This is a genomic window from Sphingobacterium sp. SYP-B4668 (assembly GCF_027627455.1).
In the GTDB taxonomy this organism is placed as follows: Bacteria; Bacteroidota; Bacteroidia; order Sphingobacteriales; family Sphingobacteriaceae; genus Sphingobacterium.
This window is the reverse complement of the sequence record NZ_CP115483.1, coordinates 1,496,550-1,520,079: the sequence shown is the minus strand read 5'-3', so window position 1 is coordinate 1,520,079 and position 23,530 is coordinate 1,496,550. Positions and strand designations below refer to the sequence as shown.

Below are 23,530 nucleotides of genomic sequence, written 5' to 3'. Positions count from 1 at the left end.
ATTTTTTTAATGAATCTATTTAATAAACCTATCTTCCATCTGCCAACCTGTAAAGGTAGAGACGTATGGAATCATAAACGTGGCCATTTTTTGATGTCCTGCGTATCCGGGATGCCACGCTGCTCCCATATCCGAGTCGCTATTGATTACCCCACGCAATGAAGCGGTCGCTCCTATATTAGGATCTTTCAGATCGGCAACCAAATTATTGATATATTGCTCCAATGCACCTCCTAAATAAGGAATAACACATAGTATCTTTACTTTAGAACCATACGCATGTTGCACTTGGTTGATAATACGTCTATAAGCTTCTTGAAACTCCAATTGAGAGGGATTAGGAAAGGTAGAAAAATCATTAATCCCCAAATTAATAACAACGAGATCAGGCTTGTACTGTGCAAAGGAGTAACGAGTTGATGTATCACTATTTAGCGTATTCATCATCGCATTTTTCATTGTATATGCCGACTGGGTAAGCGAATCTCCATAATTTCGGGCAGCTCCACGCCCCGAATGCGCTATCAAAGCATAGTCAGCATCAAAATAATCTGCGACCATGCGCGCATAAGTCTTGTTTGCATTTTCTGTAGCTACAGCAAATGGCTCGTCACGGTGCTTTCCATCTGTACCATATCCAACGGTGTAAGAATCGCCGATAAATTCAATAAAACGACTGCGTTTGTTCAGGTACTGCTTGATAACAGCATCTTTCCCCACGACAAATTCATGAAGAGTCGTCCTGCCAAACTCTCCTTCAGATTTTTTCTGAACGATAATGTGATGAGCCTTTTTTTTGTTCAGCTTAGACACAAGCTGAACAGTCGTATCCCGGCTAGAAATCATGATCTGATTGACCAACTGACCATCTGCAAAAACATTATAATAGCTTTCACCCGTATCAGAAGCTCGCATGGAACAAGATTCACCCGTTAGCATAAACTGAAAATAGGTCCCTGGCCAATCAAATGTTACCTCTCCACCATCACCGATAAGTGTCCGCCCCAAATAGGTGATACTAACAGAATTGGCGGGTATCCTCTTTGCTTTTCCGTCTTGAGAAAAACCCGTGAGCGCGAGGGCCCAAATCATTATTATACTTATACATCTATGAACCATAATTTCGTTAAATTGCTGCTTTATTCCTTGATCAACATCACGAATAAAGCAGCATAGTGAATTTGCTAAACTAGCGGTTGTATTTCATTTCATAGGCCATGACACCAGCGTAAGCCTTATCATTAGTAGCCATAGTGGCATAGATTGAAATCTTTTTACCAACGACACGAACATCTATATCACCGTACCTATTGTAGTTGGTACCACCATATGCATCAGACTCGAAGAGCATAAAATCTCTATAGCCGCTTGACTGGGCTACCAAAGTCATTTTGGATGGATCGGTAATATCATATACCTTAACATGCGTTGCATCCCAGGCAAAAAAGCCTTGCGTCAACATGGCCATGAATTGATTGCCATCTACTGTAAATACTTCAAAATCCAGAACTTTATAGTAATGATTGGAAGGTGCCATTTCGATGACATCCATGGTGGGAGAAAATTGTACAAAACGACTTCCTTTTTCACGGTTGGCATCCGAGGCGACATAATTGCAATATGTTAGGTAATGGTCCGAATTGGCTTCTAGGGATTTGCGTTGCACGGTAGCATACGTCCATGGTTCTGCCGCTGCGTAACGAATCACCGTCGGATTGCTATCTTTCACGACACCGTCATTAAACTCCCAATAGTAAATCTGATTATTGACTGCTGGAGCTGTAGCATATACATAGGCTTTACCTTGTTTCAAGTTACCTATTACTGTCACTTTGCGCCCTAACTCTACCGGTGCTCCAGCCGCTGCCGTATAATCGAGGATAAGCTTAGGATCACTATCGATATCTTCATAGTAATACAGCATTAAACCTGCACTGTAGATATTGTACCTGTTGACAATAAAATGATCGGCATCATCAGCAACTACTTGCATACAAAAGGTCGTTGGAGCTGGGATTGTCTTCACAAAGCTTCCGTCGTTAGCATTGTAAACGCGTACCCCCACAGTCGCCCCTAGACTTCCTCCTGAGAAATCTGCGACTAGCAACTTGTCCTTAACCACGGCAAAACCCGAGATATTGGTCCGCAACACTCCTAGCTGATCCGACGTATTAAACCACAATTTTTTAAAGGTCGTCCGTGGAAGAGTAGCTACTGCCTTGATGACATGCTGCTTGACATTTCCATCTCCATCAGTAACGCGTATATCCAAGGGTTTGGTAAAATCCATTATGCCAGTAAGGGCGGGCTCTACAGTCGCGTTATTCTCTAAACTGGCAGTAGCTCGTAATTGCGACAAATCCAAAGGATCATCTTCTGTCGTAGGGACTTCTACATAAATGGTATCACCATTGGCATAAGGTCCCAATTGCCGGGCTGTATATTCAGAAGTTTGCCCAGGAATGGTCAGCATAAAATTCAAAAGACCTTTGTCGAATTTGGTACCTTTATGCAACTCCACTTTTTGACACGAGCCCAATACAAGTGCCATGTTCGCTATAAGCGTATATGTTATTAATCTTTTCATTAGAATACAAATTGCGTTAAAAAAGCAATGCAACCTTGTGGTATACCGCTGGCTTCACACCTGTATGATCTCATGTTGTGTAACCAAGCCAACAATTAGCTTCTGTTAGCACGCGATATATACATAACAGGTTCCATTGCTTATATCATTTACCTTACTTCCACTCGTCAAATTGTTGAATATTCGGATTGCGCTGAATCTCAGCGATAGGAATTGGGAAACGATTATATTTTTCAGGATACACTCGTGTCCGTCCGTTATCCGCATCAACCAATTGATAATTAAATTTACCTTCCGCCGCTTTCGTAATCTTGACCCCTTCAACATGTGTTCCATTGAGCAAAGTCGTAGCAAGTCCCCAGCGTCTCAAATCCCAATAACGATGCCCTTCAAAAGCCAACTCAACCATACGCTCATGACGAATCAAATCCAATAAATGGTTCTTATTCGTGGCAGCTAGGTCAGTCGTAAAGCCAGCCCGACGTCGCACCTTGTTCAAAGCCTCGACACCTAATACAAGCTGTCCTTGTTCAGCAAGAGCCTCCGCCTGGATCAACAACACCTCAGCATAGCGCATAAAATAAAATGTCAACTCTCCCCGTCCCAGATCGGTTAGCTTCTCATCAAATAGTTTGCGCATATAATAGCCTGTGGACGTGGTACCACCACCTACAGCATACCCGTCTTTTGACCCTTCGAAAGTTTCCATTGTCCGTCCCTTCCAAGGTGCCCCATTATATAAAATGGAGGCATAAAAACGAGGCTCTCTTCCTTCGTAGGGATTGGCGGCATGGGTCGGATTACTCCAACTGAAATTAGACCCATCTGCCATTTGGTATTCCCTCACCAAATTATCAGTCGGGCTGATCTGCGCATATCCCCCATCCAATGGTGGCCCGAAGAAGTAGTCAAATGAATAGGTAAAATTAGGCGTCAAAAACCCAAACTCCAGCACGCTTTCCTTATTATCCGTACCTTCGCTACGACGCTGATTAAATAATTTCGCATAGTCGGGATATAAATCATACAGATTTAATGCCTGCAAAGCAACCACTGCGTCAGAGGATGCCTTCCAACGCTTGGCATATAACATCGCCCTAGCTTTAAGTCCTAATGCAGCCCCTTTGGTCACCTTTCCTCGCTTTGTAGCGGGAACGGTAGCCGGCAACTGTGCTGCGGCTTTGTCCAAATCAGCAGCTATAAAATCCCAGACTTGCTCGGGAGTACTCACGGATTTGCCAATATCATCGCTCAAGCCGTCGTATAAGATGACACTAGCGCCGTATCGCTTGGCCAACTCAAAGTATACATAGGCTCTGAAAAATAGCACCTCGCCTTCGGCCCGCTGGTAGAATTCCGAAGGAAGACCGGTCCCTTTTGTATGTAATCCGTCCAAAAATTCGTTACAATGACGAATCCATAAATAACTCCATGCCCAATTATCGAGCGCATTGGCTCCCGGAGTGATGGAAGAAGACCCTAATATGAGTAGATTGACTTCGTCATTGGGCGTATTTTTCTTGAGCAAATCGGCATAGGCATCTTGATTGACATGAGCAGAATAGTAGGTCTGCCCAATTAATGGGTAGAATTTATTCAATGATAATTCCACATTGGCTTCACTGTTCCAAGCAACTTTTTCGGAAAAGACATCTGTCAATTCAGGCTCGATTGTACAGCTACTCACTGTAATGACGGTCGCCATCGAAAGAGTCCAAAATATATGTTTGAATTTCATATCTATTTTTTAATTATTTCGTGATCCGCCAACCGGCGGTCCATTTGATTATTTGTTGTCATCCTTTAGCTAAATTCATTCGGATGACCTTATTTCTGTATATTATTTTTGCATTCATACGACTTTGTGTTCATCTGTGATTGCAAAGTCTGTGTCGCCATAATTAAAACGTCAAGGATAGACCAAATTCGTAAATACGCTGTTGTGGATAATATCCCTGATTGACACTTGGCATCTCCGGATCCAAATAATCCAAATTACTCCAAGTGAAAAGATTGCTACCCGAGATGTGAAGCCTAAGCTGCTGTATGTTGGCTTGGTTCAACCAAGATTTTGGTAAGGTATATCCAATTTGAGCTGCTTTTAAACGAAGATAAGAACCATCTTTGATCCAAAAGGACGAAAATTTGCCCCCACTCTGCGCAGATTGTGTACTCAAGCGTGGATAAGTAGCATTGGGATTTTCAGGAGTCCAGGCTTTCTCGACCAAATATTTGGGCGAATTGCCGTCTTGATAGAAGGGCATGGTGTAAAATGTATTGTCGTGTACACCGGAGTTGGTATATAATCCAGATAGTGCAACATCTGAAAGAGCAGCCCCTTGAAAGAAAGCACTGGCATCAAAACCTTTATAGCTTGCACTGAAATTCAGGCCAAACATCATTTCTGGTAAATCTCCTTTACCAATAACTGTCCAATCCTGATCCCACGTAATGCGTCCATCGCCATTGAGATCCTTTAATCGGATTTCGCCGGGGCGGGTAGGGCCAAAAAGGGCACTATGATCGATCTCTTCCTGACTTTGAAAAAAACCATCGGCTACGAAGCCATATTTAAGCCCGACTGGCTTACCTGTACGACGTAGATGATCGGGCACGTTTGCATCTTCGGTAGTCTCAATCACCTTACTGCGGGCGAAGCTCAGGTTACCTCGGACATTGTAACTAAAGTCATTGATTTGCTTCCGATGCGTCAAGATAAGCTCAAAACCTCGACTATCTACGATTCCTGAGTTAACTACTTCTGGAAAATACTCGCCGAATGATGGCGGTCTAAGCCCAGACTGTCCTTGCAAGATATCTTTGGTCACCCGATAAAAAACATCCGCCTCTACTCCTAATAGGCCATTCCACAGACTGGCTTCCACACCTCCATTATAGGTCATGGTCGTTTCCCAGCGCACGTCAAAATTGGGAACAGCATAGATATTCAGTGACTTCGACGGGGTATTTCCAATCAACACTACTGGATTAACACTCGGTTCCATCACTCTTAAATACTGATATTTTTTTATGAGATCATTTCCTAATTTACCTACAGACGCCCTCAACTTCAGATTATCGACAAAACTCACATTATCTCGGAAGAAGGGTTCATTGGAAATACGCCAACCTGCCGATACTGCAGGGAAGATATCCCAACGTGTCTCTCCTGGTAACAGAGGTGAACCATCGTAGCGACCCAATACTTCTAAAAGATATTTATCAGCATAGTCGTAGTTGAAACGAAATGAGTATCCGGCCCGACTAAACATACTATGTCCCCCCTTTACCAAATCATCGATAACCTCATCGCCAAAAGTCAGATCCATGATGTCGGTAATGGGATATCCTCGGCGTCCTCCCGAAAGACCGCTATTGTCTGTACGCATATACTCATAGAGAAGTAATGCATTGACCGTATGATCTCCAAATTTGTTGGCATAACTGATAGATGGTTGGATAGTTTTTTGCCAAGAATCAGAAAACCACTGATTCAAGCTTGCTACCCCAGCATTGGCATGGCGCGCCCAACCCAATGCATACTGCTTCGTAGAATTGTTATACACATCCAGTTGATACGGCAGTAAATAGCTTTTCTTCATACTGTATCCTTTGTCATAGCCGCCATTGACCTTGAGACTCAATCCCGATACACCGGGCACCTGATACGTTAAGGATAAATTGGTTTGCAAGCGATTGGAACGGGTCGAATTCTCACCAGATAAATCTCGGGCTGCTATCGGGTTCTGATTGCCATTACCGGGGTTTAGACTTCCTACCGGCACACCGTTGGCATTGTAAGCCGGCAAATAGGGATAAGACATCATGGCCTGAGCGAAGATAGACGCATAACTATTGCCTAAGCCAGCAGATAATCCAGGTTCTTTACGGACATCATCCCGATAAGCCACGTTTAATGTCAGTTTCAAATTATCCAAGACATCTGCATCAAAATTAATCCGACCGTTATAGCGATCATAAGAAGTACGATCGATAATACCATCTTGGTTATAAGCTCCTGCAGATACAAAATAGCGATAACGATCGCTTCCACCGTTTAGCGTCAAATTATTGGTGAGGGTAGGTGCACTGTTTTTAAACAACAAATCGAACCAATTTGTATTACCATATACCCCTTCTGGATCGCCGTTGGTGATGCGATCGATTTCTGCGGTGGTAAATCGTCTGGAAGCCTCAGCCACCCCATCAAGTTCTTGGGCTTTATTGTAGTAATAAGCATAGTCCCTTCCATTTAAAAATTCGGGAAAGGAAGTATTGGTACTCAACGCATAGGAGCCATTGTACGTGATAGTTGGTTTCTGCGCCTTACCTCGTTTGGTAGTGACCATGATTACCCCATTTGCTCCACGCACGCCGTAAATGGCTGCTGATGCATCCTTCAATATGGAGATACTCTCCACCTCATCCGGATTGATTTGTGGAAATTCTCGCTCGATGCCATCAACAATAACCAAGGGATTGTTATTAGTCAACGTGTTGTAGCCACGCACCGTTAAAGATGCCCCATCAGATCCTGGCTGCCCGCTCGTTTGACGGGTTACCAATCCTGGCAAGCGACCTTGCAACATCGATGATAAATTTGCAGTAGGGGCTTGTTTAAGCTCCTCTCCGCTAACTTGTGCGATCGCGCCGGTCACGCTAGCTTTCTTCATTTGGCCATAGCCCACCACGATTACCTCATCCAATTGGCTATTATCCTGATTCATCAAGATTTCGATGGGTCCTGCGCCTACTTTGACCACCGTATCTTTCGACACATAGCCAATGGTCGTAAAAGAGAGACGAACGCTCGAACCTTCTGCAAGCAAGGAGAAACGCCCATTGGAATTACTGAAAGCATTCACTTTCTGGTTGGTAGAACGGATGGTAACACCATCAAGAGGTTGGCGGTCTAGGGCCCTACGAACCACCCCCTCAATTCGAGATTGTTGGGCATGAGCAGCGGTAAGCACGAAGGAGACGACGCAAAACAGAAGCAAGCTCTTCGACAGCAAAGCATATCGAAACCGCTTTCTCCCTCTTTCTTGCATTTTTTTTAATGTCTTCATAAAAGATTACTGGTTAATTGTTTCTGAATAAAAAAATGATTGTCTTTGATATTGATATATGTGTTATAGTATATTGAGCAAACATGCTCACGCCATAGGTTACTTCCTATGAAGGCTATGAGGCAACGTTTTTGCGGTTATTTTTTGTAGGTACTCCTGATAGTCTTTAAAAAGATCCAATGTCCGCTTTTCTCCTACTCGGATGGACATCTTGGGATCATTAAACACCCCCGGGAATTGATAGCAGAGTATCTTTTCGAAATTTTGAAATAAATTCAAATCTCGTATAATCTCATCCATCGGACGGGGGTAAAGGGACTGATCTTCGTTAAACAAGAAAGTTTCCAAATCAAACCATAGGTGAGCACCTGCCGTATCACACAGCGACTGTAGCAAGTCAGCGGACTCCTTGCCAGTCAAGTCACCTTCTGGCATACGAGCAAATCCAAAAGGACAAAGAATATCTAGATTTTGTAAAAGTCCAGGGTAAGTATCCAATCCCGTAGGTACCTGCATACTGTTAGTTGCGAGCATAACGGGTTTTGCGGGGGCTATACTGTTGCAATACGCTTTAAATTCTCTAAAGAAATCGACAATTTCTTTCTTCCGTTGTATACGTTTACCTTCTGTCTGTTCCCAATTATCAAGATTGCCGCCACTCTCCTCGGATACATAAAATCCATAGAACGATCGGTGATGTCCATATTTATCCCACAATTCCTGCGCTACTTTTTTATGCCATTCCAGAGATTCACTTGTGAAATCAAACCAAGCAAACATGCCCACACCTAAAAAAACATGCATATTCAACCGATCTGCTTCCGACAAGATGGCTTCAATAGGGTCATTGGCAGCAATCGGCATTCTACCCTCATAAAGTTTAGAAGGATAAAATGCTTGACCTTTATAGTTTTCTACAGTTGTTTGATGTTTGCCAACATATTCTTCATTACGAAAGACTTCTTGTATGACGACAATATCCATTTTCAATTTGTGCATACCTCGCACCATTTCCCGCCATTGGTCATCGGTCATCTTCTTGATGTCTGCATTCCAATGTTTTCCCTCGGTTTCACTCCAATGGTAAATGCCGGCCCAAGCCCCATCAATCAATCGAGTCGACCGTATATCAGATGAAATCACGTCAATCTCCTTGCTCTCGCGGTAGGTCTTTCCACCATCCTTTACTACTAAAACAATCGTATTTTTACCAACTAAATTGGTCGTAGGCAGCACATGCTTTACCTCGAAACTCCCCCCAGGAGCAATCTCCTTTTTGGAGTAGTGTAACAGATTTTTGGGATTCTCCGTTTGGTGGTAAATTGACAATTCAATTTTTTTAAATCTATTTTCTTCATTTTTAAGTCCAGCTCGAATATCGAGATCTACTTTATTCGTAATGGTAGTAGGAGGTATCAGCGTCAGTGAAATTCCCTCTTTTGCCCAAGTCAACGATGGGATTGCTACCAACAGGATTAGCCATAATAAATTCAAGTTCTTCATATTGCTCATGTATTTTACTTTTTTCGTCTTGTATTAACTGAAGGAGGATTTCTGGTTCGTCAGTAGTAATTAAATCGACTCCACTATGTAAGAATTTCCGTAAGGCCCCCGCCTCATTCACTGTCCAAACATTAGTTGAAAGTTCCAAACGTTTTGCTTTTTCCACTAGCATAGGGTCATTACCGTATTGATAGAAATCATAATCCAAACCAGAGATACCGTCACGTTTCAACTCATCCACAGTTTTATTCCCGTAGAGGTAGGCCGTCTCTGCCGATGGATCAAGTTGACGAATCCGTTTGAGAACCTCATAATCAAAACTGATGTATGAGATATAACCCTGCGCCTTCAACCGATGTACAATGGATAGGACAGAATCAGTCAATTCTAGACTACGTCCCGTAGGTGACGACTTGATTTCCAAAATCATTTTGGTTTTGTTCTGTTGTTTGGCCACTTGAATGAACTCGATCAACCTAGGAACAGGATCTCCGCCAGATAACGTAGATGCATACAAATCTTTAGCCGTCGACTCTTCGACGGATAATCCACCGATATGTGGGTCATGGGACAAAACAACCTCCTTGTCTTTAGTCAACCATACATCGAATTCAGACCCTTCGCAGCCTAGGTTAGCAGCATGCAAAAATGAGCGAATAGAATTTTGCATGACACCAGCTTGACGCCAAGCCCCACGATGGGCTATCACTTTATTGCGAATAAATTCATTTCTAACAAGTTCGATATGGTAATATGCAGACGCTATTTTCAAAGTTATTCCATACGCGTGGGGACCACTCTCCGTGTTCACCATCGTACCTTTGCGTAAGCTAATGATGCCATCTTTCGATATCCGAAACAAACCCGAGGTATCAGCGCTTAGCTTGACCCGATTCCCTTTAATAACTTCAGGCTTGATAATTTTTCCAATCGCCACCCCCGGTTGATCAAGCGGAATAACATAACTGTTCAATGATACGATGCCGGATGCCACGCCTTGGGCTTTAACACAGCTTATAGAAGCCAATAGCATCCATAGGCTAAAGATGTAAATGTTGTATTTTACTTTATTGTACATATTCTTTAGATATATTGCCGAAACCATCACGTATCTCTACAGTCAGCTTACTACCACTCCGCTGCGGACGGGCGAAAAAAAGATGATCTGTCTCTGTCGTCCAAATCCAATCGTAGCTGTAGGTTTTCTTATTTTTAATAATCTCTTTCGTCGTCTGTGGGTCGCGCCCAATGTAATTCTGCATGGCACCTCTATACACATCGTCTTCGTACCAAGATACCGTCCAAGTAGGGTCATAATTCCAAATCAGCACGGTTAAATCATCTGGCCGCTCTGGATTATCCCCTACAGCATATACTCGGGACTGTACATGGTCTTCAAGGCCTAAAGCTTTGTATTTCCAGGATAACTGATTTCCATCTGCCATATATACCATATATCCGGGAGGCGTACCATCCGCGCAATCCGGCCCCTGCCAAAAAATACCGGAAATAGAACTCTGTGTATGTTCCCAGATATGTGGAGCAGGTCGATGATGGTCTTGTAAATGAGTGTGTCCAGAGATGATATGCACTTGGTACGGCTGCAATAGGTCATATAGAAAAGCGGAATTTTTTAAAACCTGTTGCCCTTCTGATTTTCGAAATGCTTTGTTAGTTGTAGGAATATGTAGCATCAGCACAACCGTACTTCCCGGTGACACCTGCTTCAAGTCCTGTTCCAACCACGCCAATTGCTCTTCTGGTAAATAACTGATATACTCTTGTGCTCGCCCTAGATAAAAAACATTATCCAGCACTACGTAGTGAATCTTTCCTCTATTAAACGCATAATAATTAGGACCAAAATACTTTTGAAAGGCCAAATCAGCTTGAATATTGGATCGTGTCCCGAATTGGATATCATGATTGCCTTTGGCGTAGAAAAAAGGAATTTGTATGTCTGAAAAGACCTCCTTTAAGGGGACGAAAAGCTCAGGTTTATCTCCAACCATATCGCCCGTAACCATACCATGGACAGGATATCCTTCTAAATGAGAAGATATGTACTTCTGCATGTCTTGGATAAATGGCCGACAAGCCTCCACATCCTGATGCGTGTACACCTGTGGATCGCCGACAACAATCATGGCATGGCGATCATCCGGTAGCGTCGGCTCCAATTGAAAATCATAAGATCTGGTAAATGCTGCATCATTCAACTCCAGGTAAAAACAAGGCGCATAATCTCTTATAGGTATTCTGTAGCCTCCAGGAATAGTGATATATACATGCTTTGCACCTGGCGCTGTAGTCAATCGATAATTTCCATTTTTGTCAGTAAGTACGATAGTCCGTCCGTCAGTTACGGATATGTTTGCCAAGGCACCTCCATTTGTAGTCGTCACTCGACCTTGGACACTCCTGGATACGGATTGGGCATAGGATACGACCACAGAAAAAAGCGAAACAAACCAGCATAATATGGTCAATCTTTTCATACTTGAGTTAACTTAAGCGTGCAACAAACTCGACAAGACGAGGGTCCTTAATATTCAGCTAGAGGATTATGATAGTGACAGATAATGGGGTTACCGGGCTGCATCTTCGATAGGAGACAAGACATCGGTAATTTGGGGCTAGATCGTCGACTAACACATCTACTTTTACTTTCACTGATACATTTTGAATGTGGTAAAAAGCTGGCTCAAGAGCCAGCCTAAACTAAACAACATGAACAATCAAGTCCTTTTGTGCGATGTCTTCCAATGTCCTCCAACATTGATACAAGGCACGTGGTACGTGGAAGCAACCCTTCCATTTACCCCCTTTTAGGGACAGCAAGACCTCTCCTTGACGGTTCAAATAACCATACCACTCTGGATATTCGACGTCTTTGAAATGGGCCCAAGTATAGTTATGAACTTTCTCAAACCATACCAAACACTCTTGCGATCCAGTCAATTGATAGCCTTTTATCAAAGAAATCAAGGTTTCCATATGAACCCACCATAGCTTTTGATCCCACTCCAACTGTTGAGGTGGATGTCCTGACCTATCCATAAAATAGAATATACCTCCATATTTTTTATCCCATCCGTATTCCAACATATTAAGGGTGATATTCACTGCTTTTTGAATGAGGTCTTCGCGTTGCAAACGTACACCTAGATCCATAATGAACCACATCGCTTCGATAGCATGTCCAGGGTTGACCACACGTCCGTCAAAAGTGTCTGACAATTCTCCATCCAAACACACATTTTCGATGATAATCCCACCCAACTCCGGCCTATAAAACACTTCCAACACCTCATGTAAACAATCCTCAATAAGTTGATCTAATAATGATTTTGGAAGTAAATGCTCAATCTCTAATGCCAGATTACAAAGAATCATAGGCAGCGCAAAATTCTTCAGCGCCCTACTACCAGGAACCGCTTTATTCCACTTGCCTTTGGGGTTATCCACCTTCGAGCGGATGATGTCAAATGTCTTCATGGCCACATCTGCATAAAGCTGATTGCCGGTAGCTAAATTCAACTGTCCAAAAGCTATTGTTGCAAATGTGTAGGAAAAAATGTTATAAGGTTCGGTCAGGGGATTTCCTTCAACATCCAATGAAAAGTACCAGTTAAAGTTTCCATCATGCCCACGTTCCAATAAGAAAGCAGCGCCATGATCAGCAGCATCCAACCACGCTTGGTTCTTTTCGATCTTATTGTACAGGGATGAAAACATATATACTTCTCGTGCCTGTAGCCATATAAATTTGTCCGTGTCAAAAACTTTTCCCTCCCGATCTAGACAAGTAAAGTATCCGCCATGCTCTCTATCCAATGATTTTTCCAACCAAAAGGGCAATACGTTCTCCAACAGTTCCGTTTTGTACTGTTCACTAAGTTTCTTAAAATTCATGTTATTGTATTATTCTACGTACTATACTTAAGGTTAATGAATCCAATGACGTTCGATATCCTCCAAAGATTTGCCCGTGGTCTCGGGCACCAATTTCCAAACGATGAGCATATAAGGGATACACATCGCCGCAAAGAGAAAAAATGTCCCCCCAGGCGTTAAATTCTCCAACATCCAAGGGGTAAGTTGACCAATCAGGTAAGTTCCTATCCACAGCGATAAACCTGCAATTGACATAGCCAGTCCTCGGATAGAATTGGGGTACATCTCCGAAAGTAATACCCAAATGACTGCCGAAATAGAGATTGCACAACAGAAAACATATGCTAAAAAGCAAATCAGCATAAACATGCTGGATAGACCAATTTCCGATCCCCAGAAAAAATACGTACCAATCAGCAACAAGAAGAATATCATTCCCGACACGCCCATATAAACTAATTTCTTACGGCCAACTTTGTCAATAATAAAGACCGCCAACACCGTAGTCAGCACATTGACCAATCCCACAATGACTTGATAAAAAAGCGAATCGCCACCAGAAATACCACTACTTTCAAAAATTGTAGGACCATAATACAACACTGCGTTGACGCCCATAAATTGTCCCAAAATCGCTATAGCCGCTCCTATCCAAACAGCTTTCCTTATACCCGGCTGAGCCAACAATTTCCAATTTACCTTTTGGCTTGTCATACTTACCTGCTGTATCTTGTCCAACTCAGCCCCAGCTGTATTCTCGGAGCGATAAATAAGTGTCAAGATTTTTTGTGCACGCTCGGTACGACCATTCATGACCAGCCACCGTGGACTCTCCGGAATAAAAAAGATAATGATAAAGAAAAAGATAGCTGGTAATCCCGATACACCCAACATACCGCGCCACACCTCTTCGTGAAAAACTAACTTTAACCAACTATTTTGTAGATATTGTGCATCCCCTAAGGAATAATTTAAAAGTGCGTAGTTGACCAAGTATGCTCCCAAAAAACCAATTGTGACCGCCAATTGGTAAAGCGACACCAATCTACCTCGGTACTGTGGCACCGACAATTCAGAAATATACATTGGCGATACAATAGATACAACACCGATTCCAACACCACCTATAATCCTAGCATATATCAATTGATTGAAATCCGATGATAGCGCGCAGTATACCGCTGAAACAGTAAATAAAAAAGCAGAAATAAATAACGTATTACGCCGCCCGAAACGATCGCCGAGGAATCCTCCACAAGATACGCCAGCTATGGACCCTATCAGTGCACACCCTACATACCAGCCTTGTGAGACAGTGTCCAATCCAAACTGTGAACTTATCTGAGCGATGGTTCCCGAAATAACAGCAGTATCGTATCCAAACAGAAAGCCTCCTATGGCTGCGACCATCGATAAAAAACCGATATAATTTAAGTTAATTGTTTGATTCATTTTATTAGGTTCGTTTTTTTCAGGTTATTATATAGTATAAGGTTTTACGTTGTTTTTCAAACAAAACTTCTAACATATTGGAGTGTAACAAACTCGACTACCATAAAAATTCTGCTTCTATTGCTTCTATTCATAATATTTACACAGTTACTTGGTATTTCGTTCTATCTTATATTTCTATACGGAGATAAGGGTTCGAACAATTTCAAGGGCTAAATTAAAAATAAAATTTAATATATCAACCGTTGTTTATTATTTTATTTTAAGATTGACCCATCAGATATAAATAATAATGATGAATTAACGATTACTGAACACAAAATTAAATATGTACAGTTTTATTTGTTAGTTTTGCTAAACTTAATAGGAATCATGACATTTTTTGAAGAAATAGAAAACGAAAACGTTTCTGGAGTTGCTTATAAGAACAACTCCATTAAGAAGAACATAATTGCTATACTCTCAAACGACGGAAACAGCACCATTGCCGAACTGAGCAAAGAGTTGAAACTAAGTGTACCTAAGGTGACCAATGTAATCAATGAACTGATAGAAGACGGATTGGTTAAAGATTATGGGAAATCAACGACACTCAGCGGACGCAAGCCGAATATGTATGGTTTAGTACCTACGTCTGGTTTCTTTGTAGGTGTTGATGTGAAACACAATCATGTAAATATAGGATTGATAGATTTAAACAAGACTATTGTTTCTATTGCGGAGAACCTTCCTTACCAACTCGCCAATAGTCAAGAGTCTCTTGATGACCTATGTCAAATTATTAAGAACTTTATCAAAAAATCAGGGGTTCCAAAAGACAAAATCTTAGCTTTGGGTCTGAATCTTAGTGGTCGGATTAACTACAAGACCGGCTACAGTTACAGTTTTTTTCACTTCAGCGAGACGCCGCTAAGCAAATATTTGGAAGATACATTAAAAATAAAGACCTTCATCGAAAACGATTCAAGGGCTATGGCCTACGGCGAGTTCATGGCGGGAGTTGTGAAGCAAGAAAAGAATGTCCTTTTCTTGAACCTAGATTATGGTATTGGAATGGGAACGTTAATCAACGGTCACATCTACTACGGGGAATCGGGATTTGCTGGCGAATTCGGGCATATTCCTTTATTCGACAACGAAATTTTATGTCACTGTGGAAAAAAGGGTTGCTTAGAAACAGAAGCTTCAGGACGAGCACTGAATAACCTCTTTATTCAAAAAATAAGAGAAGGTTATGCTAGTACATTGACCAAGACCATAGACCCAGATGACATCAAATTGAAACATATTCTCGAAGCTGTACAAAATGACGATGTATTGGCGATTGAGCTGTTAGCCGAGATTGGTGGAAAGCTGGGGCGAGCAATAGCCATGTTAATAAACCTATACAATCCGCAGCTGATCGTATTAGGCGGTTCATTGGCTCGAACTCACGATTACATACTGCTCCCTATTAAGAGCGCAATCAACAAATATTCACTAAACTTAGTGAGTACGGATACGAAAATTAAACTTTCAGAATTACAGGAGAAAGCAGGTGTGATTGGAGCTTGCCTTTTAGTAAGAGATCGATTACTGGATATAAACAATTAAATCCGTACTGAGAAAAATTTACGATGGCATTCAACGCTGACAACTACTTAATAACAGGATACTATTCATTTTTGTAAATGGAAAGCATTGGGCAGATTATCACTCGCTTTTGATCCGTTCAATTTACTCATTTCGTAGACTATCCACAGGATTAGCAATCGCAGTTTTCATTGCTTGAAAGCCAATTGTAAACAAAGCGATAATAATTGCGCCAAACCCCGATATCACAAAAGACCACCAAGGAATTTCTATTCGATAGGCAAATCCATCTAACCATTTTTGCATGATCCACCAAGTAATCGGAGTAGCAACCATGAGCGCAATAAGCACAAGTTTAATAAAATCCTTGGATAAAAGATGAAGGATATTGGGAACAGAGGCACCTAATACTTTTCGTATACCGATTTCTTTTGTACGTTGATTAGCCGTATACATCGCTAAGCCGAACAAGCCTAAGCAGGCAACGAAAATAGTCAATCCAGCGAATATACCAAGCAGATAGGCTGTCTTGATCTCAGACTGGTATGTGTCATTAATCCGATCGTCAAGAAAAGAATAGGTAAACGGAAAGTCGGGACGAAAAGATTCATATTGTTTTTTCAACGAATTCAAAATTGCAGTCATATCTTCTGTCTTCACCTTTATTAACAAATTTCCCGTGGTTTTTTGCATAATCATGACTAATGGCGATATGGATTCATGCAGTGATTTAAAATGAAAGTCCTTAACAACACCTACGACACGATATACTTGATGATCTTTATTGATAATGGTCTGCTCAAGAGCTTCTTGTTCATTCCATCCAAAAGTCTTGGCTGCAGTTACATTCAGGATAACGCTCAAAGAATCTGTACCATAGGTGTTAGAGAAATTACGTCCACTTTTCATTTCTATTCCCAACGTAGGAATATAGTGCTCATCGACATCGTAGCGTAACGTTTTTACCCATTCATGAGGAGCGGATTGGGAATGGACAAAGAAATTATTATTGGCTGTTGGACCCGCAGGGATGTAATGGGAATGTGTGGCATGAAGAATACGTGAATCTTGCATCAACTTTGCATAAAAGGCACCCTCACTTTTACCAAGCGGCCAACTTTGGATAATCAAGATTTGGCTCTTATCATATCCCAATTTCTTCTGCTGAATGTAAAGAAGCTGTTGATAAACGACCACAGTACAGATGAGTAAACAGATGGAAATAAAAAATTGGAAAACGACCAAACTTCCACGCAGACCGACATCTCTCTTTTCTGGAAACAACTTCCCTTTTAGGACCCTAATCGGCTTAAAAGATGACAAGAAAAGTGCTGGATAACTCCCTGCTAGGGCACCGATGACGAGACCAAAACATAAGATTGCTGGAAAAACCCAAAAATGTTGGAATACTGTCACGTCAAATGCTTTACCGGAAAGCTTATTGAATAAGGGTAAACCAGCAGCAACCAGTCCTAGGGCTAAAAGCAAACTGATGAAAACCAACATCGAGGATTCTGCAAAAAACTGAAGAACGAGTGCCTTTCGACTAGACCCTAACACTTTGCGTATACCAACCTCCTTCGCGCGTTTGGATGCGCCCGCTGTAGATAGATTCATGAAATTGATGCAGGCAATGATAAGCATAAATACCGCTATGGATCCAAAAATATATACATAGCGGATATCTCCTGACAACCCTAGATCATAGGCAAAGTCTGAATACAAATGAATATCGGTGAGGGGTTGGAGATAGAGACCGATCTTATTCCCCATTTGACGAAAGGCTGTGTAGCTCATCCCAAATGCTTCGGGTACTTGTGGACCTGCATATTTTTCAAAAATGGTTGGCAATTTGCTTTCCATCTGTCTAAAATCAGTACCCTCACGAAGAAGTAGATAGGTGAAAAATTCGGACTCCATCCAAGATGTTGATTGCGCACCAGAAAAACTGGCCATGGAAATCAACATATCAAATTGAAAATGGGAGTTGGATGGAATGTTACGCATTACCCCAGTAATAGTCAAATTAGTCTTGGCATCATCCTCAACTGTCAGCGAACGCCCTACAACCTGCGTGGTCCCAAAGTACCTTTCGGCAGTGGATTCCGAAAGAATAACAGTGTTAGGTTCAATCAAAGCCGTTTGGGAATCACCTTCAACAAGGGGTAGAGAGAAAACCTTAAAAATAGTCGGATCAACAAAAGCCATATCCTCTTCGTAAAAAAGCTTGTCGGCTATGACAAACTTAGGACGTCCGCCTGAGCGTATACGTACCGTCTCCTCAACCTCTGGAAATTCGATCTTCAGAGCCTGGGCAACAGGCGGCATGACATGGGCTTCATTGAGTTTGCCGCCAGGGACAGTACCCTTAAAAACAACCCGAACAATTCGATTTGCATGAGCATGAAAACGATCGTAACTCCATTCATCCAAAACATACATACTAATCAAAATGCAAGTCGCTAATCCAATAGCCAAGCCTACAATATTAATCAAGGAGAAGGTCAGTTGCCTTCTGAGATTACGCCAAGCGATTTTGAAGTAGTTCTTTATCATGGTACAATTACTGAATTTCCGTTCATCATACCTGCGAACAATATATCGGCCAAAAAGTAAAACACTGTTATTCAAAACATTGAGACGACACCAATACCACTAGGTGTTCGCCATCGCACAATTGGATGTCCACTTTCGGACAGTGGATTTCTTATCTGTCTTTTACGTAAGGTAACAACAGAGACATCATGGTGTCAACATAATCCTTCTTGGCTTCAATACCTGAATACCGATAGGAAAGCGTATTATAGGACATCCAAAAATCACCAACTATAAATAGCTTTTTCACCAAATTAGTCTTTATTTGAGGGGATAGTGTTACTAATACTCCCTGTTCTTCCAATCGCTCCAACCAATTTATGAATTGATTTTCTCGCTTTGCAACAAGGTGTTGATAATCTATTCGTATATCAGGTATCCAAATCCCAATTTCTACGAAATGTAGAAACAGGAATCGGAATTCGTCCATTTTTTCATATATCAACTCTAAAATTGGGATTAAGTCATCAATACATTCCAAGCTTAAGTATTGAACCTGTTCAATAATATGATCATACCAATCTATCAACTGACGAAAAAGCGCAATGACGATATCTTCGGTATGTTTAAAATGGTAGTGTAGATTTCCAGGACTAATAGCCATTGTAACCGCTATACCCCTTGTCGTTGTATTCCGAATTCCCGATTCATTAAAAAGTTGCCGGGCTACATCCAAAATCTTATCACTTGTTTTCATCTATTACATTTTTTAATGTCGATTAGAGGTCGCGTCATCAGATTGGACAGCGTGTATCGAAGCTCATGTCATTCCTTCAACTATTTTTTTGTCAAAAATAGAACAAATGTTCTAATTAAAGAAAGAATGTGTATTTTTGCAATAAATAGCAGGTATATGACTGAAAGAAAAAAGGGTTGGTTATCCAGAAATCTAAAGGAGATTCGCGAGACCCTATTTGAAAATAGCCCTGAGGATTCATCCTTCCAGAAAAAGCAAAAAGCAATTGGGTGGTATATGTTTTTGATACTGATGACATGTGGAGCGTTAGCCATGCTTGTAGCCGTTTCGTTCGTGCATTAGTTTATCTCTTGGACGATAGCTATTTTATTGGCTATTCCATCAGCTGGATACTCATTCGCTTTACTAGACAAGGTGGACACCCTATCCCTTTACTCAACAACTGGTTAACCGACTTTGTATTCGTTCCACTTATAATTCACGTGTCTCAAGCCGTTGGTATCTACTTTCTCCAAACTAAAAAACCTTTCCGCTATCCACTATTTCAGATTTTACTCATCTCACTTGCTACTTCATATGTCTTTGAATGGATGATGCCAGAATTTACCATCCATCATACCTCCGATTTATGGGATGTAGTCGTATATTTTTTGGGAGGCATGTTTTACTACTATGTCCATCAACCCTATACCCATAAGAGGTACAACTTCTCCTAGCATTACATAGATTTACAAAATTCATTCAAAAATTTTAACTTTATTGGAATAAAATAGGATTTCGAACACTTTGTACACCGCACACAAACATTATACAATGTCTATTACAATCTCTGATACTCGGGATATAGAACTCGAGGCTATACTTGATCTTTATAGCGCAAATAAATGGAGCGCTGCTGATAAACCGAATGAACTGTACAAAGCGCTGATAAATTCCGATTCCTTAATCTCCGCTTGGGACGGCAACAAACTAGTAGGAATAGGGAATGCTATCTCTGACGGATACCTCGTAGTCTATTATCCACATTTATTGGTACATCCTTTCTATCAAGGCAACGGCATCGGGAAAATGATAGTCAACAAAATGCAGGAGAAATATGGCAATTTTCACATGCAGATGTTGACAGCCGATGGCAAAGCCATTGAATTTTATGAGAAAGTTGGTTTCAGTCGGGCCGGACAAACCTCTCCGATGTGGATATACAAAGGGAACGAACATTAGTTCTTCATAAGGGATGGTCGTTTCATAACATTGTGTAAATTTAGAAAGAGAAAAACAAAAAGATATGTTGACAAGTGTAAACCCCAAATTACCCATGCGGGATAAAACCGCAACAAAGGAATACTATGTAAATAGACTAAGCTTTGAAGAATTGGGAACGGCAGACTATCCTGAATATTTAATGGTGAAAAGAGACGCGATTGAGATTCATTTCTACGCATTCAAAAATCTAGACCCCAAGGAGAATTATGGACAGATTTATATCCGTACTAACGACATTGAGGGACTATATCAATCCCTTCTCGATAAGAGAGTAGCGATACATCCTGCGGGTCATCTACAAACGAAACCTTGGGGGCAAAAAGAATTTTCATTACTCGACCCAGACAACAATTTGCTTACTTTCGGGCAGAGCATCTAGGATGAAAAAGGAAATCATTATCTACCCGTATTTCCCTCGATTTTCTGATCGCTGTTGATAATTCTACGATTTCGTGAACTGTATTTCCCTTTGCCAAATTTCCAAGAAAGACTTACACTTAACGATCTAAAGGGAAGTATAAAATTCCCATTCAGCTCATGTGTAGGCGTCCTAAAGTGCGATGGAAGATTTTTTCTTCCGCTGAAAGGATCTACTAGGATAAGACCTACAGTACCGTTATCTGTACCAATTTTCTTTTTGACCGTAAAAGTGCACAAATTGAACGCGGAATAGTGGCCTTGAAAAACACGCTGTGGTGAATCAAAGAATACATATGATTCGACCAAGTAACCTTTCTTGAGATCTACAGCAGCTCCAGCAAAAGATTTATAATTAGACAACCATCGATTTACGTAGATACTATGCGACGTATATTGCGAATAGGGTCTAATCTCTTGCAGATTGAAATCCAGATTAGCGCGAAAACTCAAAACTTTGAATAAGGTGGTTGACGCAAACATATTAATACCGTATACATAAGCCTCGCCGATATTGTCAAAGTGTTGCAGCATCAAGGTCTGATTGCCCTGATTCCTAGGTGTATAAATTGATTCGATAATATCACTCGTTTTTCTAAAATAGACGGTCATGCTCATCATTAGATTTCTGTCTATCAAATTACCAGCAAGTTCCAAATTATGAGCTAATTCGGCTCGCAAAGCTGGATTCCCTTGCTGGTGATTAATCGGGTCAGATGTATTCAGAAAAGGATTTAAAAAATATAGACTCGGTCTGGCAATACGTTGGCTATAACTGGTCTTGAGCCCGAGCTTTTCATGGACTTGGTAGCCCAAGATTATATTGGGTATAAAATGATTATATCGACGTACGAATCCTTCCGCTCCTTTATCGGTATTGTTAGCTAAAAAAGTGTGCTCATACCGTAGCCCATAAATAGCCTGAATATCTTTACCGATGTCCATAGTTAGACTAGTGTAAGCGGCTGTAACCTGCTGACGATAGGTCAACGATTCATCATTGGATACATGGTATGGATCTTGGGCGACTTGAATACCTTGTATGGTTTCACTCGTAATATCTCGAAAAATAGCCTTAGCTCCCAATTCAACTTTCGTCATTCCAATTGGATGTACATAGTCAATCTGTAATGTTTTTTCTTTATTGGCCCCAGAGTTACGTACCTCTTCTAGGAGCGGAGGGCTGTCTATGGACAAATCCATATCATTTTTACTTGTAGATAGTTGGACTGACATAGCGAGTTCCTGTCCTTTCATTCTTAACCCTCTTCTATAATCCAAACTCCAATCAAGGCCACCAGACATCTGCTTACTATTGTTGAGAATAGGCACTAGATCAATCATGTGATATGGGTTTGTAATTTTATTCTTGGTGAGAATAGCAAACTGGTTAAAATTAAAGGTAGAGGTAAATGTGTTATTAGTATCCACTTGGAAGTCCATCACTATATTAGTTTGATAACCAAGACGTCGATTCTTACTATCGTTATGTTGAAAGGCAACTAGTCTTCCATCAGACGTGCGGTGTTCAGATGTAATCTGCGTCATTACTGGCCAGCTCCAGGTATTTCCGATATGAGTTGATAGTCCTATTCTCTCTCCCCCAAAGTTGAGGCCAGCATTCCAGTCTCCCTGCCGTGTACCAATTGTAGAAGCTACAGTGCCATGTAAATTTTGCTGGATACGCTTTTTTGTGATGATATTAATTACTCCACCTCCTGCAGCATCATACTTTGCAGTAGGCTGGACCATCACTTCGATTGTTTGTATCTGATTCGCTGACAACATACGTAAGGCATCTGCCACATGACTGCCCGTCATACCAGAAGGCTTTCCATTAATCAATATCTGCACCTGTTGATTGCTTCGCAAAGAGATGCGATCTTCCATATCTATCGCGACCATTGGTACTTTTCGTAAGGCATCCAAAGCAGTAGCACCATCTAACATGGCATCTCGCTCAACATGTACAATAAGTCGATCCAATTTATTTTCCAGTATGGGTTTTACGGCCGATATCTCCACGGATTCCAGCTCTTTGATATCATACGATAGCACAATCGTCCCTAACTTGGGTGGTAGGTTACCTTGTTTTATATCTTGAAGCAATTTGGTGCGATAGCCAATCATTGTAATTTTAATCTGACACGTTATATTCTTGTCCATGAAAAATGTAAAATCTCCACTTTCATCTGTAACCTGCATATCGATTATCTTTTGGTTATTTTCTTCGATTAATGTGATTGTAACGCCTTTTAGTTCCTTCAAATTTAGTGAATCTCTAATCGTCCCACTTATCTCTCTAAGGCTAACAGATTCTTCACTATTTTGTGCACACACACAAAGCTGAACTAAAAAGATTGCACCAATCACCAAATATTTCTTTAGTAGCATCTTGAATTGATTTTTTTGTCAAAAATCACTATTCAGTACCTTTATCTAAATTTTATTACAGGAGAAGTTACTATTATTACGCCA

17 protein-coding genes are annotated in these 23,530 nt (G+C 41.2%); 5 read left to right on the top strand and 12 right to left on the bottom strand.

Annotation, left to right across the window (positions count from 1 at the left end; translation table 11 throughout):
* Positions 1 to 15 precede the first annotated feature (15 nt).
* From OQ289_RS06575 to OQ289_RS06535, 9 genes are all read right to left on the bottom strand, one after another.
* A complete protein-coding gene (locus tag OQ289_RS06575) occupies positions 16 to 1,092 on the bottom strand; it encodes an SGNH/GDSL hydrolase family protein (protein WP_270089939.1) in 1,077 nt (358 codons plus the stop codon).
* 97 nt (positions 1,093 to 1,189) lie between these two features.
* On the bottom strand, positions 1,190 to 2,587 hold the full coding sequence (locus OQ289_RS06570; RefSeq protein WP_270089938.1) for a DUF5018 domain-containing protein: 1,398 nt from the start codon (positions 2,585 to 2,587) through the stop codon (positions 1,190 to 1,192).
* Between the two features lie 154 nt (positions 2,588 to 2,741).
* Positions 2,742 to 4,325: a RagB/SusD family nutrient uptake outer membrane protein gene (locus OQ289_RS06565; RefSeq protein ID WP_270089937.1), complete on the bottom strand. Its 1,584-nt coding sequence runs from the start codon at positions 4,323 to 4,325 to the stop codon at positions 2,742 to 2,744.
* A 163-nt stretch (positions 4,326 to 4,488) separates the two neighbouring features.
* Positions 4,489 to 7,656: a SusC/RagA family TonB-linked outer membrane protein gene (locus OQ289_RS06560; RefSeq protein WP_270089936.1), complete on the bottom strand. Its 3,168-nt coding sequence runs from the start codon at positions 7,654 to 7,656 to the stop codon at positions 4,489 to 4,491.
* Between the two features lie 99 nt (positions 7,657 to 7,755).
* Positions 7,756 to 9,159: a DUF4434 domain-containing protein gene (locus OQ289_RS06555; protein WP_270089935.1), complete on the bottom strand. Its 1,404-nt coding sequence runs from the start codon at positions 9,157 to 9,159 to the stop codon at positions 7,756 to 7,758.
* Positions 9,047 to 10,237, bottom strand: coding sequence for a glycerophosphodiester phosphodiesterase family protein (locus OQ289_RS06550; protein ID WP_270089934.1), 1,191 nt, complete (start codon positions 10,235 to 10,237; stop codon positions 9,047 to 9,049). The genes OQ289_RS06555 and OQ289_RS06550 overlap by 113 nt, the downstream gene beginning before the upstream one ends.
* On the bottom strand, positions 10,227 to 11,657 hold the full coding sequence (locus tag OQ289_RS06545) for a calcineurin-like phosphoesterase family protein (protein WP_270089933.1): 1,431 nt from the start codon (positions 11,655 to 11,657) through the stop codon (positions 10,227 to 10,229). The genes OQ289_RS06550 and OQ289_RS06545 overlap by 11 nt, the downstream gene beginning before the upstream one ends.
* 223 nt (positions 11,658 to 11,880) lie before the next feature.
* The gene (locus OQ289_RS06540) at positions 11,881 to 13,074 is read right to left on the bottom strand and encodes an AGE family epimerase/isomerase (protein WP_270089932.1); all 1,194 of its coding nucleotides are present in this window, start codon (positions 13,072 to 13,074) and stop codon (positions 11,881 to 11,883) included.
* Between the two features lie 33 nt (positions 13,075 to 13,107).
* Entirely contained in the window at positions 13,108 to 14,508 is a 1,401-nt protein-coding gene (locus tag OQ289_RS06535) for a sugar porter family MFS transporter (RefSeq protein WP_270089931.1), read from the bottom strand.
* A gap of 372 nt (positions 14,509 to 14,880) precedes the next feature.
* On the opposite strand from OQ289_RS06535, the gene OQ289_RS06530 reads away from it, so the two are divergent.
* Complete coding sequence (locus tag OQ289_RS06530) at positions 14,881 to 16,101, top strand: ROK family transcriptional regulator (protein WP_270089930.1); 1,221 nt, start codon at positions 14,881 to 14,883, stop codon at positions 16,099 to 16,101.
* A 123-nt stretch (positions 16,102 to 16,224) separates the two neighbouring features.
* Here OQ289_RS06530 and OQ289_RS06525 read toward each other — a convergent pair whose 3' ends face one another.
* Together OQ289_RS06525 and OQ289_RS06520 are read right to left on the bottom strand one after the other, a co-directional pair.
* A complete protein-coding gene (locus tag OQ289_RS06525; RefSeq protein ID WP_270089929.1) occupies positions 16,225 to 18,636 on the bottom strand; it encodes an ABC transporter permease in 2,412 nt (803 codons plus the stop codon).
* Between the two features lie 151 nt (positions 18,637 to 18,787).
* The gene (locus OQ289_RS06520; protein WP_270089928.1) at positions 18,788 to 19,372 is read right to left on the bottom strand and encodes a TetR/AcrR family transcriptional regulator; all 585 of its coding nucleotides are present in this window, start codon (positions 19,370 to 19,372) and stop codon (positions 18,788 to 18,790) included.
* 156 nt (positions 19,373 to 19,528) lie between these two features.
* Here OQ289_RS06520 and OQ289_RS06515 point away from each other — a divergent pair, with 156 nt between their 5' ends.
* The 4 genes from OQ289_RS06515 (at position 19,529) to OQ289_RS06500 (ending at position 21,014) form a co-directional block, all read left to right on the top strand.
* Positions 19,529 to 19,714: a hypothetical protein gene (locus OQ289_RS06515; RefSeq protein WP_033565144.1), complete on the top strand. Its 186-nt coding sequence runs from the start codon at positions 19,529 to 19,531 to the stop codon at positions 19,712 to 19,714.
* A complete protein-coding gene (locus OQ289_RS06510) occupies positions 19,669 to 20,088 on the top strand; it encodes a hypothetical protein (RefSeq protein ID WP_270089927.1) in 420 nt (139 codons plus the stop codon). The genes OQ289_RS06515 and OQ289_RS06510 overlap by 46 nt, the downstream gene beginning before the upstream one ends.
* Before the next feature lie 97 nt (positions 20,089 to 20,185).
* Entirely contained in the window at positions 20,186 to 20,593 is a 408-nt protein-coding gene (locus tag OQ289_RS06505; protein WP_270089926.1) for a GNAT family N-acetyltransferase, read from the top strand.
* A gap of 64 nt (positions 20,594 to 20,657) precedes the next feature.
* A complete protein-coding gene (locus OQ289_RS06500; protein WP_270089925.1) occupies positions 20,658 to 21,014 on the top strand; it encodes a bleomycin resistance protein in 357 nt (118 codons plus the stop codon).
* 17 nt (positions 21,015 to 21,031) lie between these two features.
* On the opposite strand, the gene OQ289_RS06495 is transcribed toward OQ289_RS06500, so the two are convergent.
* Complete coding sequence (locus OQ289_RS06495; protein ID WP_270089924.1) at positions 21,032 to 23,446, bottom strand: TonB-dependent receptor domain-containing protein; 2,415 nt, start codon at positions 23,444 to 23,446, stop codon at positions 21,032 to 21,034.
* Positions 23,447 to 23,530 lie beyond the last annotated feature (84 nt).

What these genes read in the sequence shown, in the direction of transcription:
- OQ289_RS06575 (WP_270089939.1), bottom strand. Translation starts at nt 1,092, where the DNA reads ATGATTTGGGCCCTCGCGCTCACGGGTTTTTCTCAAGACGGAAAAGCA.
- OQ289_RS06570 (WP_270089938.1), bottom strand. Translation starts at nt 2,587, where the DNA reads ATGAAAAGATTAATAACATATACGCTTATAGCGAACATGGCACTTGTA.
- OQ289_RS06565 (WP_270089937.1), bottom strand. Translation starts at nt 4,325, where the DNA reads ATGAAATTCAAACATATATTTTGGACTCTTTCGATGGCGACCGTCATT.
- OQ289_RS06560 (WP_270089936.1), bottom strand. Translation starts at nt 7,656, where the DNA reads ATGAAGACATTAAAAAAAATGCAAGAAAGAGGGAGAAAGCGGTTTCGA.
- OQ289_RS06555 (WP_270089935.1), bottom strand. Translation starts at nt 9,159, where the DNA reads ATGAAGAACTTGAATTTATTATGGCTAATCCTGTTGGTAGCAATCCCA.
- OQ289_RS06550 (WP_270089934.1), bottom strand. Translation starts at nt 10,237, where the DNA reads ATGTACAATAAAGTAAAATACAACATTTACATCTTTAGCCTATGGATG.
- OQ289_RS06545 (WP_270089933.1), bottom strand. Translation starts at nt 11,657, where the DNA reads ATGAAAAGATTGACCATATTATGCTGGTTTGTTTCGCTTTTTTCTGTG.
- OQ289_RS06540 (WP_270089932.1), bottom strand. Translation starts at nt 13,074, where the DNA reads ATGAATTTTAAGAAACTTAGTGAACAGTACAAAACGGAACTGTTGGAG.
- OQ289_RS06535 (WP_270089931.1), bottom strand. Translation starts at nt 14,508, where the DNA reads ATGAATCAAACAATTAACTTAAATTATATCGGTTTTTTATCGATGGTC.
- OQ289_RS06530 (WP_270089930.1), top strand. Translation starts at nt 14,881, where the DNA reads ATGACATTTTTTGAAGAAATAGAAAACGAAAACGTTTCTGGAGTTGCT.
- OQ289_RS06525 (WP_270089929.1), bottom strand. Translation starts at nt 18,636, where the DNA reads ATGATAAAGAACTACTTCAAAATCGCTTGGCGTAATCTCAGAAGGCAA.
- OQ289_RS06520 (WP_270089928.1), bottom strand. Translation starts at nt 19,372, where the DNA reads ATGAAAACAAGTGATAAGATTTTGGATGTAGCCCGGCAACTTTTTAAT.
- OQ289_RS06515 (WP_033565144.1), top strand. Translation starts at nt 19,529, where the DNA reads ATGACTGAAAGAAAAAAGGGTTGGTTATCCAGAAATCTAAAGGAGATT.
- OQ289_RS06510 (WP_270089927.1), top strand. Translation starts at nt 19,669, where the DNA reads ATGTGGAGCGTTAGCCATGCTTGTAGCCGTTTCGTTCGTGCATTAGTT.
- OQ289_RS06505 (WP_270089926.1), top strand. Translation starts at nt 20,186, where the DNA reads ATGTCTATTACAATCTCTGATACTCGGGATATAGAACTCGAGGCTATA.
- OQ289_RS06500 (WP_270089925.1), top strand. Translation starts at nt 20,658, where the DNA reads ATGTTGACAAGTGTAAACCCCAAATTACCCATGCGGGATAAAACCGCA.
- OQ289_RS06495 (WP_270089924.1), bottom strand. Translation starts at nt 23,446, where the DNA reads ATGCTACTAAAGAAATATTTGGTGATTGGTGCAATCTTTTTAGTTCAG.